At 57.5% G+C, this 16,096-nt stretch carries 13 protein-coding genes and 1 tRNA gene; 10 read left to right on the top strand and 4 right to left on the bottom strand.

Annotated elements, in window-relative coordinates; translation table 11 throughout:
* Positions 1 to 191 precede the first annotated feature (191 nt).
* Positions 192 to 264 (top strand) — tRNA-Thr (locus tag I5L79_RS14450).
* Positions 265 to 548: 284 nt separating this feature from the next.
* Here I5L79_RS14450 and I5L79_RS14445 read toward each other — a convergent pair.
* Positions 549 to 1,334 (bottom strand): hypothetical protein, encoded by a 786-nt coding sequence (locus I5L79_RS14445; protein ID WP_196955767.1) that lies wholly within the window; start codon positions 1,332 to 1,334, stop codon positions 549 to 551.
* Between the two features lie 494 nt (positions 1,335 to 1,828).
* Here I5L79_RS14445 and I5L79_RS14440 point away from each other — a divergent pair, with 494 nt between their 5' ends.
* The gene (locus I5L79_RS14440) at positions 1,829 to 2,386 is read left to right on the top strand and encodes an RNA polymerase sigma factor (RefSeq protein ID WP_196955766.1); all 558 of its coding nucleotides are present in this window, start codon (positions 1,829 to 1,831) and stop codon (positions 2,384 to 2,386) included.
* 445 nt (positions 2,387 to 2,831) lie between these two features.
* Positions 2,832 to 4,319 (top strand): serine hydrolase, encoded by a 1,488-nt coding sequence (locus I5L79_RS14435; RefSeq protein ID WP_196955765.1) that lies wholly within the window; start codon positions 2,832 to 2,834, stop codon positions 4,317 to 4,319.
* A 91-nt stretch (positions 4,320 to 4,410) separates the two neighbouring features.
* Here I5L79_RS14435 and I5L79_RS14430 read toward each other — a convergent pair whose 3' ends face one another.
* Positions 4,411 to 4,626, bottom strand: a complete 216-nt coding sequence (locus I5L79_RS14430) for a hypothetical protein (RefSeq protein WP_196955764.1) — start codon at positions 4,624 to 4,626, stop codon at positions 4,411 to 4,413.
* Between the two features lie 248 nt (positions 4,627 to 4,874).
* Here I5L79_RS14430 and I5L79_RS14425 point away from each other — a divergent pair, with 248 nt between their 5' ends.
* The 7 genes from I5L79_RS14425 to I5L79_RS14395 all read left to right on the top strand — a co-directional run bounded on the left by I5L79_RS14425 (position 4,875) and on the right by I5L79_RS14395 (position 13,373).
* Positions 4,875 to 5,054, top strand: coding sequence for a hypothetical protein (locus tag I5L79_RS14425; RefSeq protein WP_196955763.1), 180 nt, complete (start codon positions 4,875 to 4,877; stop codon positions 5,052 to 5,054).
* Positions 5,055 to 5,143: 89 nt separating this feature from the next.
* Positions 5,144 to 6,550, top strand: a complete 1,407-nt coding sequence (aspA, locus tag I5L79_RS14420; protein ID WP_196955762.1) for an aspartate ammonia-lyase — start codon at positions 5,144 to 5,146, stop codon at positions 6,548 to 6,550.
* 91 nt (positions 6,551 to 6,641) lie between these two features.
* Complete coding sequence (locus tag I5L79_RS14415) at positions 6,642 to 7,319, top strand: HD domain-containing protein (protein ID WP_196955761.1); 678 nt, start codon at positions 6,642 to 6,644, stop codon at positions 7,317 to 7,319.
* Positions 7,320 to 7,346: 27 nt separating this feature from the next.
* Positions 7,347 to 7,586 carry a hypothetical protein gene (locus I5L79_RS14410; protein ID WP_196955760.1) on the top strand — a complete coding sequence of 80 codons (240 nt, stop codon included), beginning with the start codon at positions 7,347 to 7,349 and terminating at the stop codon, positions 7,584 to 7,586.
* A gap of 102 nt (positions 7,587 to 7,688) precedes the next feature.
* Positions 7,689 to 10,265: a DNA gyrase subunit A gene (gyrA, locus tag I5L79_RS14405; RefSeq protein ID WP_196955759.1), complete on the top strand. Its 2,577-nt coding sequence runs from the start codon at positions 7,689 to 7,691 to the stop codon at positions 10,263 to 10,265.
* A gap of 84 nt (positions 10,266 to 10,349) precedes the next feature.
* Positions 10,350 to 11,489, top strand: a complete 1,140-nt coding sequence (locus tag I5L79_RS14400) for a tetratricopeptide repeat protein (RefSeq protein WP_196955758.1) — start codon at positions 10,350 to 10,352, stop codon at positions 11,487 to 11,489.
* A gap of 852 nt (positions 11,490 to 12,341) precedes the next feature.
* The gene (locus I5L79_RS14395; RefSeq protein ID WP_196955757.1) at positions 12,342 to 13,373 is read left to right on the top strand and encodes a hypothetical protein; all 1,032 of its coding nucleotides are present in this window, start codon (positions 12,342 to 12,344) and stop codon (positions 13,371 to 13,373) included.
* Positions 13,374 to 13,459: 86 nt separating this feature from the next.
* Here the strand turns inward: I5L79_RS14395 and I5L79_RS14390 are convergent, their stop codons facing one another.
* On the bottom strand, positions 13,460 to 15,133 hold the full coding sequence (locus I5L79_RS14390; RefSeq protein ID WP_196955756.1) for an ArnT family glycosyltransferase: 1,674 nt from the start codon (positions 15,131 to 15,133) through the stop codon (positions 13,460 to 13,462).
* 49 nt (positions 15,134 to 15,182) lie between these two features.
* Positions 15,183 to 16,094, bottom strand: a complete 912-nt coding sequence (locus tag I5L79_RS14385; protein WP_196955755.1) for a glycerophosphodiester phosphodiesterase — start codon at positions 16,092 to 16,094, stop codon at positions 15,183 to 15,185.
* Between the last annotated feature and the right edge of the window lie 2 nt (positions 16,095 to 16,096).

The following is a 16,096-nucleotide window of genomic DNA, read 5'->3' as shown; positions in this document are numbered from 1 at the left end:
GCCATTCCGTGCCCGCTGTAGTTCAATCTGCAGCGGGCACGGCTTTGTATGGCGGTTTTAAATACCAGGGGATAAATAAAAAGCCGCTGACAGTAATTTACTTACCGTTTGTTTTCCAGACCTGCCGACGAATTTGTTGGGCGTATGTTTGGCTGTTTTCCATCAATGCCGTAGGTTTGTGCCACCAAAACGCCTCCATAGCTCAGCTGGTAGAGCAACTGACTTGTAATCAGTAGGTCGCTGGTTCGATCCCGGCTGGGGGCTCATAGGTAATAAAACCCCTTGTAAATCAATGATTTGCAAGGGGTTTTTTCTTGGTGTGCCTGGCTCCGGGAAGGGCCGGCAGGGGTGATACGTGAGGCGTATTTGCAGTTGCGGGTAATCTACCGGCTGTAGAAGTGCTTGGTAAAGCCCAGAACTGTTACTTATCTTTTTAGTTTACTGACTTGGCACAAGTAAACTTTAGAAGCGAGCCAACCCCCGCTAGCGGACAGGCTTTCCGTGCCTGTGAGCTGTTTGCGCCAGCGTCTCTTTTAGGAGGGTTTTACTTAGTTGAACTGCTTGGCGTGGTCCACCACGGTGTCCAAAACCGTTGGATCAGATGACAGGTCCACCTGCTCGACGAACATTTTGAGCTTGGTGTCGGCGGCAAGGGCGGTCATGAATGGGGCGTAGTTCTCGGCTTGCATGGTGCGGGCCATGACGAAGGCAGCGGTCTTTAAGCCAAACAGCCCATAGACGTCCTCTACCAGCACCTGTTTCGCCGCGTATTTTTCCAACGCTACCTGCACCAACATCCGGCGCTGGGCGGGCGAGAGCTGCTGTAGGTACTCGTCCTGCGCCAGGATCATTTCTATATCACTGAAATCAAAGGCATAGTCCCCGATTTCCACGGGTTCCGTTGAGGGGATACACGCTGGCCGCATCGATTGGTAGCGGGCCAGCAGTAGGGCCGCTGCTTCGGGACGCTGCTGCAGTTCGCCAAAGCCATTGAAATTGCTTAGCTGCGTGCGCAAACCAAATTGCAGGTTGTCGAAGAAGATCATGTCGCCCAGCAGCGGGTAGTTCAGGCAGGTCGTGATCAGGCCGGGCGTGCTGATTGTCTGCAGCCGCGCAGCGGGCACCTGGCACACCTCCACCATCTCGTCACCAGACGTCAAACTTGCCCAGGCGGGGGTACCCGGCTGTACGGGAAACACATACGTGTCAGCCGGGGTAGGGGGAACATAGGGAGAGCAACCCGTAGCTTCCTCTTTTTTGCAGGCAGATAAAACCAGCAGCCCTACTAGTAATACACTCAACCACGTAAATCGATAATAAGTAGTCTGTTTCATAGCGGTGAAGTTAAGGATGAAGACGGTCAGCCAGCAAACCTAAATAATTACCTCTACGAGCAGTACGGCGTCGAGAAAATGATACGGCTCTGGCTGGAAGGCTTCGACAAATTCCCTGTTATCTAGGGCTTCCCCGTGACCCGGGTGGAAAAGGAATGGAAGGCTTATATCTGCAAGATTGCTTTGCCCAAGAATATGAACTGCACGAAATTCAGGCAGCAAGGCTGCGGCTAATAAGCGCCTCTTTTCTTCCATTCATTACGCGGCGTTGCCGGCTTCATGCCGCAGGCGCTTATTGGGAAGCAGCTTGGTGCTGCTTGGTAGAGCTATGGGGACTGTCTGAACCAAATCATCGTCAGAGAAGAGGGAAAACAATATTCACCGATAGAGAAGGCGGTTTGAACGACCAGGTTAGTTGATTCAACGGAAACTGTACAATAGCACAGCACGGGCCTAAAACCCAGCCGTAGTAGGAGGACCATTTCCATCTGCTCGTGCCTTCTATTCTATCCAACCCCTCTGCAGTCGAAGCTCAGCTTGTGGAGCGGCTCTATGCCCGCGACGAGGCCGCTATGACCTTTTTCTATACAAATTACCGCGTGGCCCTGCACCGGGTCATTCTGCGTATCGTCAAAAGCCCGGAACTGGCGGAGGATGTACTGCAGGAAAGCATGCTTAAGTTCTGGCAGAGCTTCGCTTACTACGATGCCACCCGAAGCCGGCTCTTCACTTGGGCGCTGACCATCTGCCAGCACCAGGCCATCGACACGCTTCGGCTCAGGGCCAACCGTCAATGGGCGAAAAGCACGGATATCACCGAGTGCGCACCCGCCCGGCAACTGGTGACGCCCGCCGCCAGCATGCTCAGCGCTGATCTGGCTACCTGCCTGGCGCGCCTGAAGCCCATCTACCAGGAAGTGCTGCAGTACCGCTTGCAGCAGCAGATGACTTTGGAGGAAATTGCCGAGTTTCTGGATATGCCAGTGGGTACCGTCAAAAACCGCAGTCGGGTAGCTATGCGCAGCCTGTTGCTGATCTGGCAGAGCAGTTAGTTAGCAAGACGCCGTCAGCGCTTAACTACGGAACATTATTGCCGGAGTAAGTTAGTGTTCTTGGCTCAGGCTGATTCTCTGCGGCCTTCCATACCAGTTAGCACCCTGGTGGCCACCGCACCATCTCTCTGGTCGCGCATCAGGGCAAGGTAGCCAGCAAGCGAGTGGACCTAGTCAGAAAGCACCCATTAGTCCGGTAGGTAGAAACGAGGCGAAACGGCGTATCCAGCGCATAGATTAGATTCAAAGACCGTTAACAAGACAAGTTCAGGTTTTTATTTCTGTATACTACTATGTATAACAAGGTTCTATTTGTATGTTTGTCGCGGGCTGCCTGGGTCGGAGGTTTCAGTCACCTGATTATTTGCTCTGCTGGACTGCCGCTACGGTTCGGAGCAGCCTGGGGCACTCACTCACCGCCGCATTCCCAGCCATTCACCAAGCCATGAAATCTTACCGGTATTCTTTCTGCTTCCGCCCCATTATCGTTGCGTTGCTTTTGCTGCTTGGCAGCCTAGGAGCCAGCCAGGCCCAATCTGCTCCCGACAGCGTTGACCAGCTCGTGCGAAGCGCCATGCAGCAGTTACGCATCCCGGGCCTGCAACTGGCGGTGGTGCGCCACGGCCAGATTGTGAAGCTGGGCAATTACGGCGTGGCGAACGTGCAGGATTCAGTGCCGGTCACCACGCAGACGCGCTTTTTCCTGAACTCCATCACCAAGGCCTTCGTGGGTGTGGCCGTGATGCAGCTGGTGGAAGCCGGCAAGCTCGACGTAGGCGCGCCGGTGGGGCGCTACCTGCCCGAACTGCCCGCCACCTGGCACCCGGTCACCGTGCGGCAACTGCTCACGCACACCTCCGGTCTGCCCGATATCATGCCCGAGGATGCGCTGGTAACCGAAAACAACGAAAAAGCTGCCTGGGCCCAGGTGCAAACCCAGCCGCTGGACTTTGCGCCTGGCCAACAGTTCGCCTACAACCAAACCAACTACTTGCTGCTGGGCCGCCTCATCGATAAGCTCAGCGGCCAGCCCTTCGCCGAGTTTATCCGCCAGCGGCAGCTCCAGGTGGTGGGCATGCCCCGCACTACCTCCGGCGACGCCCACGACGTGCTAACCCACGGCGCCCGGGGCTATACTTTTACCCGGTATAGTGATGGGCAGCCCCGCCGCGGCAAGGAGCTGCGCAACCTGTTCGAGGTGTTTCCGCCCTCCCTGCGCGCGGCGGCTGGTATGAGCTCCACAGCTGAGGAAATGGCCCGCTGGCTGGTGGCCCTGCAACAGGGCAAGCTGCTGCAGCCCGCCAGCCTGACCACGCTCTGGACTGCGGGCCGCCTCAACGACGGCTCGGAGCGCGGCTTCGGTGGCAAGCTCACCGGCTATGCCCTGGGCTGGCCTACCGTTACACGGCCCGAGCATCCGGCTGTGGCGCCCGTGGGCGGCGGCCGCTCCGCTGTATTTCTTTACCCAAAGGATGAGTTGGCCATTGTGGTGCTGACTAATCTGCAGGGTGCCAGCCCGGAGCGGTTCATTGATGCGCTGGCATCCTGCTACCTGCCCGATATGCGTGTGGCCGACGGGTTCGGCCTGCCGCCAACCCTGCGCGCCCTGCACCGCACCCTGCGCCAGCGCGGCTTTGCCCACCTCGAAGAAGAAGTGAAGAAAGCCCGCCGCAAGGATGCCACCTACGCCTTGCCGGAAGATGCCGTAAACGCCTGGGGCTACTCTCTGGTGGAGCAGGATAAGCTCACTGATGCTTTGGCCGTGTTTCAGCTTAATGTGCGCCTGTACCCCACCAGCGCCAACACCTACGACAGCCTGGCCGAAACCTACGCCGCCCTGGGTAATAAGAAGCTGGCTACGCAGCACTATGCCCGTGCCCTGGCGCTGAACCCCAACAACCGGACGGCGGCAGCGTATCTGAAGCAGCCGTAATAGCTGAGAAGCTGGTCTGCCCTTTCGTCCGTAAACAGCAAAGCCCCGGCCTGATTGGCCGGGGCTGGTTGAGCTATGCGTAAAAGCTGGGTTAGCGGACGAAAAAGCCTTTTTCTTCCCAGGCTTTTACGTTCTGGGAGCGAACAAAGCGGGTTTCGATATGGCCCCAGGCGTCCTGCTTGTACATCACGGTTTTTCCTTCTTCCCGGGTGTGCAGCGCCTGTAGCTGCTCGGCGTGGGACAGGGTAGGAGCGGCCGTTTCAGGGGCTTTGCGAGGACGAGGGCGTTTACTTGTTGGTGTTGTCATAAGAAAGCAACCGGCAGCAGGCTAAAAGGGTTCGGACGAAAGGTAAAGCATTTCCTTTTGCTATATACCCCGGGTGCGGCCCTCGGTTGCTGCGATGCCCCGGCCAACAAAAATTAGTTGGCACTCGGCGCGGACTTTCGGTCTTGTGTGCACAGGCCTACCGGGTAGGCCGTACCCAGGCTTTTCTGCGCCCCAGGCATCAGTACGGGCTTTTAGGTTGTATTATTGACGGTCTAACATCCTTGCCCATGGAACCAGTTAACCTGCCCGCCGCCGACCCAGAAAAATCAGCAGATAATGAACTGTTAGCGGATTTGTCCGCTCTTACGGCGAACTTCAACCCCGAGCATATAGTGGAAGAGCTTGAGCAGCTTGAAGCCCTGGACGAGCAGCCGGCTCCGGATTCCGACCCGCCTGCTGGGGCATAGGTCCGGACTGTAGCCCGGAATACGGGTGCTTGAAGCCAACGTCGGCCCCGCTGCAGCCGTAGGAAGCTCCTCACTTACCTTGCTGCTTTATGCCAACTTCCCGGCTCGAACACGATTTTCTGGGCGAACGACCCATCCCGCAAGACGCGTACTATGGCATCCAGACGCTGCGAGCCATCGAAAACTTTCGGATTACGGGCATTCCGCTGAAAGCCGAGCCGTTGTTTGTGCAGGCGCTGGCCTACGTGAAAAAAGCCGCCGCGCTGGCCAACCAGGAACTCAGCGTACTCGATGCTACCATTGCCGGCGGTATAGCCCGGGCATGTGACCGGGTTATCAGCGGGGAGTTCGACGACCAGTTCCTGACCGATATGATTCAGGGCGGGGCCGGAACCTCCGTGAACATGAACGCCAACGAGGTTATTGCCAACGTGGCGCTGGAGCTGCTCGGGCACCAGAAAGGCGAGTACCAGTTCTGCCACCCCAACAACCACGTCAACTGCTCCCAGTCCACCAACGACGCCTACCCGACGGCTTTCCGCATTGCCCTCAGCAACAAGCTGGTGAGCTACCGGCAGGCCCTGGAGCAGCTGGCCGAGGCCTTTGCCCAGAAAGGCGAGGAGTTTCGGAACGTACTCAAAATGGGCCGGACGCAGCTCCAGGATGCCGTACCCATGAGCATGGGCGACGAGTTCAAGGCCTTTGCCACCAACCTGCGCGAGGAGCTGCTGCGCATCGAGGACAGCCGCCAGCTCATCAGCGAAATCAACATGGGGGCCACGGCCATCGGTACGGGCATCAACGCTCCGGCCGGCTACGCGGAGCTGGTTACCCGGCACCTGCGCACCATCACCGGGCTCGACCTGAAGCTGGCCGGCGACCTGATTGAGGCCACCTACGATACCGGGGCCTACGTGCAGCTGTCGGGGGTACTCAAGCGCACGGCCGTGAAGCTGTCCAAGATCTGCAACGATTTGCGCCTGCTGTCCTCGGGGCCGCGCACCGGCTTTTTTGAAATCAACCTGCCCCCGTTACAGCCGGGTTCCAGCATTATGCCGGGCAAGGTAAACCCAGTGGTGCCGGAAGTTGTCAACCAAACCGCATTCTACGTCATCGGAGCCGACCTGACGGTAACCATGGCCGCAGAGGCGGGTCAGTTGCAGCTGAACGTGATGGAGCCGGTTATTTCCTTTGCCCTGTTCACATCCATTTCTTACCTCACAAATGCCTGCCACACCCTGCGCGAAAAGTGCGTGGTGGGCATCACCGCCAACAAGGAGCGGGCCGAGGAACTGGTGCGCAACAGCATTGGTATCGTCACGCAGCTCAACCCCGTGCTGGGCTACGAAACGTCGGCCGAAATTGCGAAGGAAGCTCTGCGCACCGGCAAGTCGGTGTATGCCATTGCCGTGACGGAGCGCCAGCTGCTTACGCAGGCCAAGTGGGACGAGATTTTCACGTTTGAGAACATGATCCGGCCCGACTTTATTCAATAGCCGCTCACGTGGTTAGGCCTGGTGGCGTGCGGTGGCTGCAATAGTATCCGCGCGCTGCCGTTCTTTTGTGGCTCACTTATCCCCACGAGCCATGCCGCTTTCCTCCGCTGACCTGATAACCCGCACGGCTGACTTCGTGCGCGAAAAATTCCTGCACGAAGGTTCCGGCCACGACTGGGAGCATATCCGCCGGGTTTGGCAGACGGCCCGCGCCCTGGCCGCCGAAACGCCTGGTGCCGAACCGTTGGTGACGGAGCTGGCAGCCCTGCTGCACGATGTAGCCGACTGGAAATTTCACGGTGGCGACGAAGAAGCTGGCCCCCAGGCCGCGCGGGCCTGGCTGCTAAGCCTGGACGTGGCCGAGCCGGTTATCGGCCACATCGAAACCATCATCCGGGAAATCAGCTTCAAGGGCCTCGGAGTGCCTACGCCCATGAGCACGCCCGAGGGCGAGTTAGTGCAGGATGCCGACCGGCTCGACGCCATTGGCGCCATTGGGGTTGCGCGGGCTTTTGCCTACGGGGGCCACAAGGGTCGGCCCCTGCATGACCCATCCGTTCCGCCCGTGGCGCACAGCTCGTTCGAGAGCTATAAAACCAACGCTGGCCCTATCATCAACCACTTCTACGAAAAGCTGCTGTATCTGCGGGAGCGGCTGCACACGCCGGCGGCCCGCCGCGTGGCCGGGCAGCGTCAGGCCTTTATGGAAAGCTTTCTGGCGCAGTTTCTGCGCGAGTGGGAGGGAAGTGACCTGCCGCCAGCTGTATAACCCCGCCACGAATCGTACTTTTATCTCATGACAAGTCGAGTATTCACCCGTTTCGTCCCGGCCCTGGCCCTGGTATTGCTGGCCGCATCCTGCCGAAACTGCCCCATTGAATCCTGCCACACCCGCAAGGCCCATACCCACAACGGGGCGCGCTACCGGGGCCAGCCACTCTGGAAAAAGCAGAGCCCGGCCATCGGCGAAAAAATCAAAGTGCACGACCAGAAAGACGGCCGGCACAAATCCGATAAAAGCAAGCCGAAAACCTAGCGCAGCTAGGCAAAACGGGCATTTTTTTGTACCTTGCAGGCTTAATCCTGTAACCGCCGGCCGGCTCCAAGGTGGAGCTTCAGCCGGCCTTCCCGACCTCTTATGGCAGAAGCAGAAGGCGAGAGAATCATCCCGATTAACATTGAAGATGAGATGCGCGGCGCCTACATCGACTACTCGATGTCGGTTATCATTTCCCGGGCCCTGCCCGACGTGCGCGACGGCCTGAAGCCCGTGCACCGGCGCGTGCTCTACGGCATGAGCGAGCTGGGCGTTTCCTACAACAAATCCTATAAGAAAAGTGCCCGTATCGTGGGCGAAGTGCTGGGTAAGTACCACCCACACGGCGATACCAGCGTGTACGACACCATGGTGCGCATGGCTCAGGACTGGAGCCTGCGCTACCCGCTGGTAGATGGGCAGGGCAACTTCGGCTCCATCGACGGCGACTCGCCGGCCGCTATGCGCTACACTGAAGCCCGCCTCAAGCGCCTGGCCGACGAAATGCTCGGCGACCTGGACAAGGACACGGTGGACTTTCAGCCCAACTTCGACGACTCCCTCGAAGAACCCAGCGTGATGCCCGCCAAATTTCCGAACCTGCTCATCAACGGCACGTCGGGTATTGCCGTGGGTATGGCCACCAACATGGCCCCGCACAACCTCACAGAAGTGGTGAATGGCATTGTGGCGTACCTGGACAATCCGGACATCACCATTGCCGAGCTGATGGAGCACGTAACCGCGCCGGATTTTCCCACGGGGGGCGTGATTTATGGTTACGAGGGCGTAAAGCAGGCCTTTGAAACCGGCCGCGGCCGGGTGGTGATGCGGGCCAAGGCCACATTTGAAACCACCGCTTCGGGCAAGGAGCAGATTGTGGTGACCGAAATTCCCTATATGGTGAATAAGGCCTCCATGATTGAGAAAACGGCGGCCCTCATCAACGAGAAGAAGATTGAAGGCATTGCCGATCTGCGCGACGAGTCGGACCGCGACGGGATGCGCATCGTGTACGATCTGAAGCGGGACGCCATACCCAACGTGGTGCTCAACAACCTGTTCCGCTACACGCAGTTGCAGTCATCCTTCGGTGTCAACAATGTGGCCCTGGTGAAAGGCCGCCCTATGACACTGAACCTGAAGGAGCTGATTCATCATTTCGTGGAGCACCGCGCCGAGGTTATCGTGCGCCGGGCCCGCTTTGAATTGGCCGAGGCCCAGAAGCGCGCCCACATCCTGGAAGGCCTGCTCATTGCTCTCGACCACCTCGACGAGGTTATTGCCCTGATTCGCAGCTCCCGCGACCCGGAAGTGGCGCGCACCCAGCTTATCGAGCGGTTTTCGCTGAGTGAAGTACAGGCCCGTGCTATCCTGGATATGCGCCTGCAGCGCCTGACCGGCCTGGAGCGCGACAAGATTGTGGCCGAGTACGATGAGCTGATGAAGCTGATCGACCACCTGAAATCGGTGCTGGCTTCGGACGTGCTGCAGCGCCAGATCATCAAGGACGAGCTGTTCGATATTCGGGAGCGGTACGGCGACAAGCGCCGTACGGCCATCGAGTACGCCGGCGGCGACTTCTCCATGGAAGACATGATTGCCGACGAGAGCATGGTCATTACCATCTCCCGTGAAGGCTATATCAAGCGGACCGCGCTGGATGAGTACCGGGCCCAGGCTCGGGGCGGGGTTGGTGCCCGCGGTGCCACCTCCAAAACCGACGACTTCACCGAGCATCTGTTCGTAGCCACCACCCACGAGTACCTGCTGTTCTTTACCGAGCTGGGCCGCGTGTTCTGGCTGAAAGTGTACGAAGTGCCGGAAGGAGGGAAGGCCACCAAAGGCCGGCCCATTCAGAACCTGATTGAGATTCCGCGTGAAGACAGCGTCCGCTCTGTGCTCAACGTGCGCGGCCTGCGCGACCCGGACTACCTGGAAAATACTTTCCTGATGTTCTGCACGGAGCAGGGCACGGTAAAGAAGACTCCGCTGGAAGCTTACTCGCGGCCCCGCACAGCCGGCATCAACGCCATTACCATCAACGAGGGCGACCGACTGCTGGACGTGCAGCTGACCACCGGCAACAGCGAAATTATAGTGGCCTTGCGGTCGGGGCGGGCAGTGCGCTTTCCCGAAGGCAAAGTGCGTTCCATGGGCCGCAACGCAGCCGGCGTGCGCGGTATCACGTTGGCCGAAGATGGCCAGGACCGCGTGGTAGGCATGGTATGCGTATCGGACGAAGGGCAGGAGTTGCTCGTTGTTTCCGAAAATGGCTACGGCAAGCGCAGCTCACTCGATGAGTACCGTATCACCAACCGGGGCGGCAAAGGTGTACGCGCCATGAAAATCACCGATAAAACCGGTGCACTGGTAGCCATTAAAACGGTTACGGATACGGATGATCTGATGATTATCAACCGTTCGGGCATCACCATCCGCCTTCGTATGGCCGACTTGCGTACTATTGGCCGCGCCACCCAGGGCGTCCGCCTGCTGCGTATCAGCGACGGCGACGCAATTTCTTCGGTAGCCAAAGTGCAGGCCGATGACAAGGTGGAAGAAGCTGACTCCCTGCTCACTGACGCGCTGGAGGGCGGCGGGGTGGAAGCCGGCCCGGCTGGGGGCTCCCCGGAGCTGGATGCCCTGACTGATCCTGATTCGCTCAGCGCTAATTAACTTGCGGCGGCAGAACTCGGAAGCGGGTTCTGCCGTTTGCTTTGGCACTCACCCTAATCCTCATTTTTCTTCAAAAGAAATCCAATGAAGAAGTTTCTCCTGACTATTGCGGCCGCCTGTGCTATGCAAGCCGCCCTGGCCCAAAACTCAGCCGTAACCAATGCCGTCCTGTACCAGCGGCAGGGCACTCTGGATAAAGCCCGTACAGAAATCGACAAAGCCGTTCTGAACGAGAAAACCAAGGGCAAAGCCAAAACCTGGTATACCCGGGGCGAGGTGTATGAAGGCATGCTGGGCAGCCCCATCTACAGCAAAACCCTGCAGCCCGGCGAGGGTGCAAAGCTGGCTTTTGAATCGTATCAGAAAGCCATTGAGCTGGAAGGAAAAGACAGCGAGTATGGTAAGCTGGCCGTGGGTAAGCTGGATAACCTCTATGCCGTGGCCCTCAACGCCGGGGTAGAGAATTACAACGGCCAGAAGTACGACGATGCCATCAACTCGTACAAAATGGCCCAGCAGATTCGCCCGCAGGATACTACGGCCTATCTGTACGCTGCTTATGCCTCGGAAGCCAAGCAGGACTTTGCTGGCGCCAAGGAAAACTACAACAAGCTGATGGGCATCAACTACAAGTCGCCGCAGATGTACGGCCGCTTGCTGCAGATTGCCCGTCAGGAAAAGGATGAAGCCGCTGCCCGCAAAGTGGTGCAGGATGCCTTGGCCGCGTATCCCAACAACAAAGGCTTCATGCTCGAAGATCTGAACATGGAGCTGAGTGCCGGCCGGGGCAAGCAGGCCCTCGACAAAATTGACCGCGCCATTGCGGCCGACCCCACGAATGCCAACCTGTACGCGGTAAAGGGCTCAATTCTGGACCAGAACAAGCAGACGGAGCAGGCATTTGCCGCCTACAAGAAGGCGGTAGAAATTGACCCGAATAACTTTGATGCGCAATTCAACCTGGGCGTGTACAACTTCAACAAAGGTGCCGACCTGTACACGAAGGTGAGCCGCATGGATCAGGCTGCTTATATGAAGTCGGGTAAAAAGATGGAAGCCGATGGAAAGAAGTATTTTGATCAGGCGCTGCCATACTTCGAGAAGGCACTGGAACTCCAGCCCAAAGATCAGGCAACCATCAAATCACTGAGCCGGGTATATACCACGCTCAAGCGTAACGCTGATGCTGAGCGTATGAACAAAATGCTTGATAGCATGAAGTAGGAGAGGTATTTTCTGAAGCAAAACAGGCCGAATACATAATTCGGCCTGTTTTGTAAACTGGTACTTAACATAATATAAATTATAGGACAAATAATAAGTTGATAGATCAGAGTCCGTTAGTTGATTCTGACTTCTGATTGTTCTGTACTTAGTAGAGACCAGGTAATTAGTTCTCAGCGTTAAGGCGGGTTAGATTGGTCAATGTTATTTGGTTTCAGTCATGGCTACTTACAGATGCTGTAATGTTTTGCTGCAGCTGTAGCATGGGACTTGTTGCTCACAAGCTACTTTGCCGGCGTTTATCATAGAGCTGTAGCGTAGTTACTCCTCTAGTATTCTAGCCATCTGATCTGTTTGGGCCAGCCGGTTAAGCAGTGTCGGAAACTTCTTCAAGACAATTAAGAAACCGTTTTTGCATTCAGACAATTTGAGTGCATCACCACTCTTCTTACCACCGTCTCCTTAATATTTGAGCACGGGCGGTGGCTGCCTGCCAGGTTTATTCGCGGGCGCCTTTGAGTAGCCCACCTGGTTTTGCTTTATATAATAAGTCTGAGGCGTATGTAGATGTAGATAATGTTTTGGTCAACTTGTTTCCTTCTACGGTACCACGCCTCGTTTCACAGCAATTTTACTCGATGTAAGATGCCCCCGCTCCTTTCGGGTCCGCCCTTACGGTAGTTTAGTATATATTATTCTGTTATATAAATAAGAGTGCTTTTAATGAAGGTTAGACTTCCTTAGTAATAAAAAGTACAAAAAAGCATGTAATTTATAAGCTTTTTTGTACTTTTATTGACTTTATGCTACTGTCCCTTATCTTTATTGCTTTTACACCCTTCCTTTCTGTTTATGCCTAAAACCATTGACTACCCACGTACCTCTTATACTAGTGCCTGGGAAGTAGCTGAAGTAGTAGACGACACCGGTGGCAAGTGTGCACTTGAAACCACTGCCCGAAAGCTTGACCGGAAAGTAAGCGGATCCTTCAAGGCTATTGTAGGTTCTGCGGTCAAGTTCGGTTTACTTACCAGTAAACGGGAGTTTCTAACCACAACCAACCTATTTCGACGGATCAAGCACGCCTATGACAAACAGGAAGAAAAGATCTACCACCGGGAAGCTTTTCTTCATCCCCCTCTATTCACCCAGATATGCCGAAAGTTCCGCAACAGAGAGCTTCCCGTTCATATGCTGGACGTGATGCTTATCCGGGAGTTCGGGGTAGAGGAAATCAATGCCCAGAATGTAGCCAAGGCTTTTATTGACGGGGCCCGCATGGTCGATATCCTCGACGAGCAAAACACGATTGTGGATATCGACCAGCTTGCGGCTCAGCAGGGGCCACGCCGTGAGCTTGCCGCTGGTGATATGCCCCTGAATATGTTTCGGGGTACTCGCACCGCAGAGCCAGCCAGCTCCGGTACCAGTAAGACAACAACATCTGATGCGCCTGCGGCTCCTACACTCCCTGAGCCTATAAATAGTATACCCGCCCCCCCCTCACTTATACCGCCTATTGAATCTACTGTGGATGATCCTGTCTCGGCGCTATTCAACCTGCCTTCCCGCAATCCGGAGACAAATACACTTGCAGCCGGTTCGGAGAAGAGTTCTTCTTTTCAGCCAAAACTCCCGACTACCTCCATCAGTCAGCCAACAGTCCCGCCTATGCCCCCCCAGCAGGCACCGGTTTACCCAAATCCAACAACGAGCCAGCCGGCCCCGACAGAGCCACCTCTACAGAACACTGCCACTCCCGTATTCCGGATCCAGCTTAGTGGCCCGGGCCTGCATACCGATTTAACAATTCAGGATGCTACCGACCTGGTAATTGTGCAGAGCCTGCTGGAGAAAATACGGCGGCAGGTTTCCCGCGAATAGGAACAGAATAATTCGTCTATCCAAAAAAGGTCCCCTGGGCGGCGTGCCAGGGGACTTAGGCTTAAGTGGAAGACAGGATTAGAGAGCTACAATAATGGGCGCACCAGGAACACAAACAGTTGTTCAGATTTCTGGTCCCGGCCCACGTAGAAGCTATCCACTTTGCTTATCGTAATTGGGGGCAGCTGCTTACCAAGGGCAGCTGCTGAGACTGTGGGCTGAGAATTTATAATGACAATTGGAGTAGCCAGCAGCCGGGTGGTATCCGGCTGCCAGCGTGGCACGGTACGCCCGGCAGCCCACACTTGCTTGATGTGCAAAGTAGTAAGACTATACCACCTATAAGGTTTATCATCCAGCTTTCCCCGTACGTCCTGCATCCGCTCAATGCCTGCCTCGGCCTTCCGGTTTTCCCACTGCGGATAGGCGGGCATCAGCAAAGCCATAACACTCCCCATCAGAATGACCGAAACCAACATCAGCCCAGCGGGTTTTATTGTACGGAATCCGAACCACCAGGTTAGCATGCCCAATATCCCGGCAACGCACGACACCAGCCAGAAAGGCATTTCGGCCCGCGTAAAGCCCGGCAGCGCCACTACCAGCATAAGGACAGGTAAGGCGACGCAAACAATCAGCAGCAAACCGCCCCAGAGGCGCACCAACACCCTGTCGGAACGACTGGCAGCCGATGAGCGGAACGTGGTTTCCCAGCTCCGCAGCAGCCCGGTAAGCAACAGTACCTGAGGCAGCATCAGGGGCAGCATATACCGCTCTTTCTTTTCGGGCACGACACTCAGCAGAACCAGCGTGAGCAGAAGCCAGCCGAGGCAAAACATATAGGGCACGTACCCGGCGGCCCGCCGGCGCGCGTACGGCACCACCAGGGACACCAAGGCTATCAGAGCCCACACCCCGGTGAACACCGGAAAATTGAGGTAGTACCAGAGCGCCTGCACGTGCCGCTCGCCCCAGGAAGCCACTTCTACCCGAGCCACGGCCAATACTTCCGGCTGCACGTGACTCCAGACATACCAGGGCCAGAAACCACCCACCATCCCTCCTATCACCATAAACAGCAGAGTGCCCACTCCCAGCCTTGACATTGCGACGGGCCGGGGGCTTACGCGCGTGCTATAGACCACCAGGAAAGGCAGCAAAAGCGCATACAGGGCTACCGGGCCTTTGCTTAGGATGGTGAAGCCCAGCAGCACCCCGGCCCCGGCATACGCCCCCAATGCCCCCGTGCGGAGGCCATGCACCAGCAGCCACAGGCAGCCCACCATCCAGGCGTTGGAAAAGATGTCCCACTGCCCGTCGCGGCCCACGGTGACGAGCAGCAGGCTGCTGGCCAGCACCACGGCCGCCAGCCAGGCCGTGCGCCCCGGTTCTTCTTCTTCCCCCGGCAGCCAGCGGGTTAGCTCCCGGGCCAGCCCCCAGAAAAAGAAGACCAGCAGCGTGGCCATGCTAGCGGCAGGCAGGCGCAATATCCCTACGTTGTCAGTAGGTCCGGTAAGGGTTTGCAGTGCGGCTACGGCCCAGGTAGGCAGCGGAGGCTTGGCCAGGCGCAGGGCCCCATTCATGGTCGGAATAAGCCAGGAGCCACCGGCCACCATTTCGCGGGCCGCCACGAAGTTGCGCGCCTCCATCAGCCCTACCTCCGGGGCACCCAGGTGCACGAAAAAAGTACAGGCACAGATAAGTAAAACCGAACCCACCCGCCCGACGCGGGTTTGCAGAAACCGGGAAAATGCTGTCAACTTATCTTGTTCGGTTTTAAGTGAAAAATGCCGTGAAAACAGGTACTGCTTACCTTTCCAGCTGCCGGAGAGCCTGCCGACGAAGGCGTAGCAGTTGCCGCACATTGTCGACCTCAAGGGCGTCGGGCAGGCAGCCCAGCAGCCGGCGGATGGCCTGCGGGGAACGGCCTCCGAAGATGACAAGCAGCCGGCCCGCCCGATGTACGGCCGCGCTTCGATCAGGGGTTACCACCCGCTTGGCCAGCACCACAGCCTCGACGCCCAGCTCCTGTGCCTGCTCCAGCCCCGCGTCAACGTTCTCCGTTACCTCCAGGCCCAGGGGCACCCCAGGCAGCAGTTGACGCAGATAGCGCAGTGTGGCCGGCTGGTTGGTTAGAATCAGGAGGCGCTGCGGGGGAATGGCATAGTGACTCAGCAGCGCCCGCAACGCCCGGGCCAGGGTGCGGGAGCGGGTACCGTCTCCGTAGGGGGTACAGTCGTCGGATTCGTGCAGGTCCAGGTGCAGAATGGGGAACACAGGGCGCCGGGCCAGGCGGGCCAGCACAGTATCGAGGCGCTGGGGCCGCTCCCGCTGCAGCCAGTCGTAGGGCCAGCCCCCGCGGTATCGCAACGCCAGCACGGCGGCAGCCGGCGTGGTGCTGATGCAGCCCGTGGCAGCAGACGTCATGGAAGACAGATTGGGGTTGTGGTAGAGCAGCGGAATGCTGTCCTGGCTGAGCTGCACGTCTATTTCTACCCCATCGGCCCCACGCTGCAGCGCCCGCACGATACCGCGCCAGGAGCTGGGCGGGGAAGAATTGAACGGATTGATAGGCGTGAAAAACCCCGATCCGGCATGCCCTATCACCTGTACCTGACTGACGGACAACGGCATGGCATTCTGACCCCACGCTAGCTGGAGGCTGCCCAGAAACAGCCAAGAGAGTAAAATGGCCTTCCGGCCGCGTACAGGTTGTTTCATAG

It is taken from the genome of Hymenobacter guriensis, assembly GCF_015773195.1.
GTDB classification, from domain to species: Bacteria; Bacteroidota; Bacteroidia; order Cytophagales; family Hymenobacteraceae; genus Hymenobacter; species Hymenobacter guriensis.
This window is presented reverse-complemented; position numbering and strand designations above follow the sequence as displayed.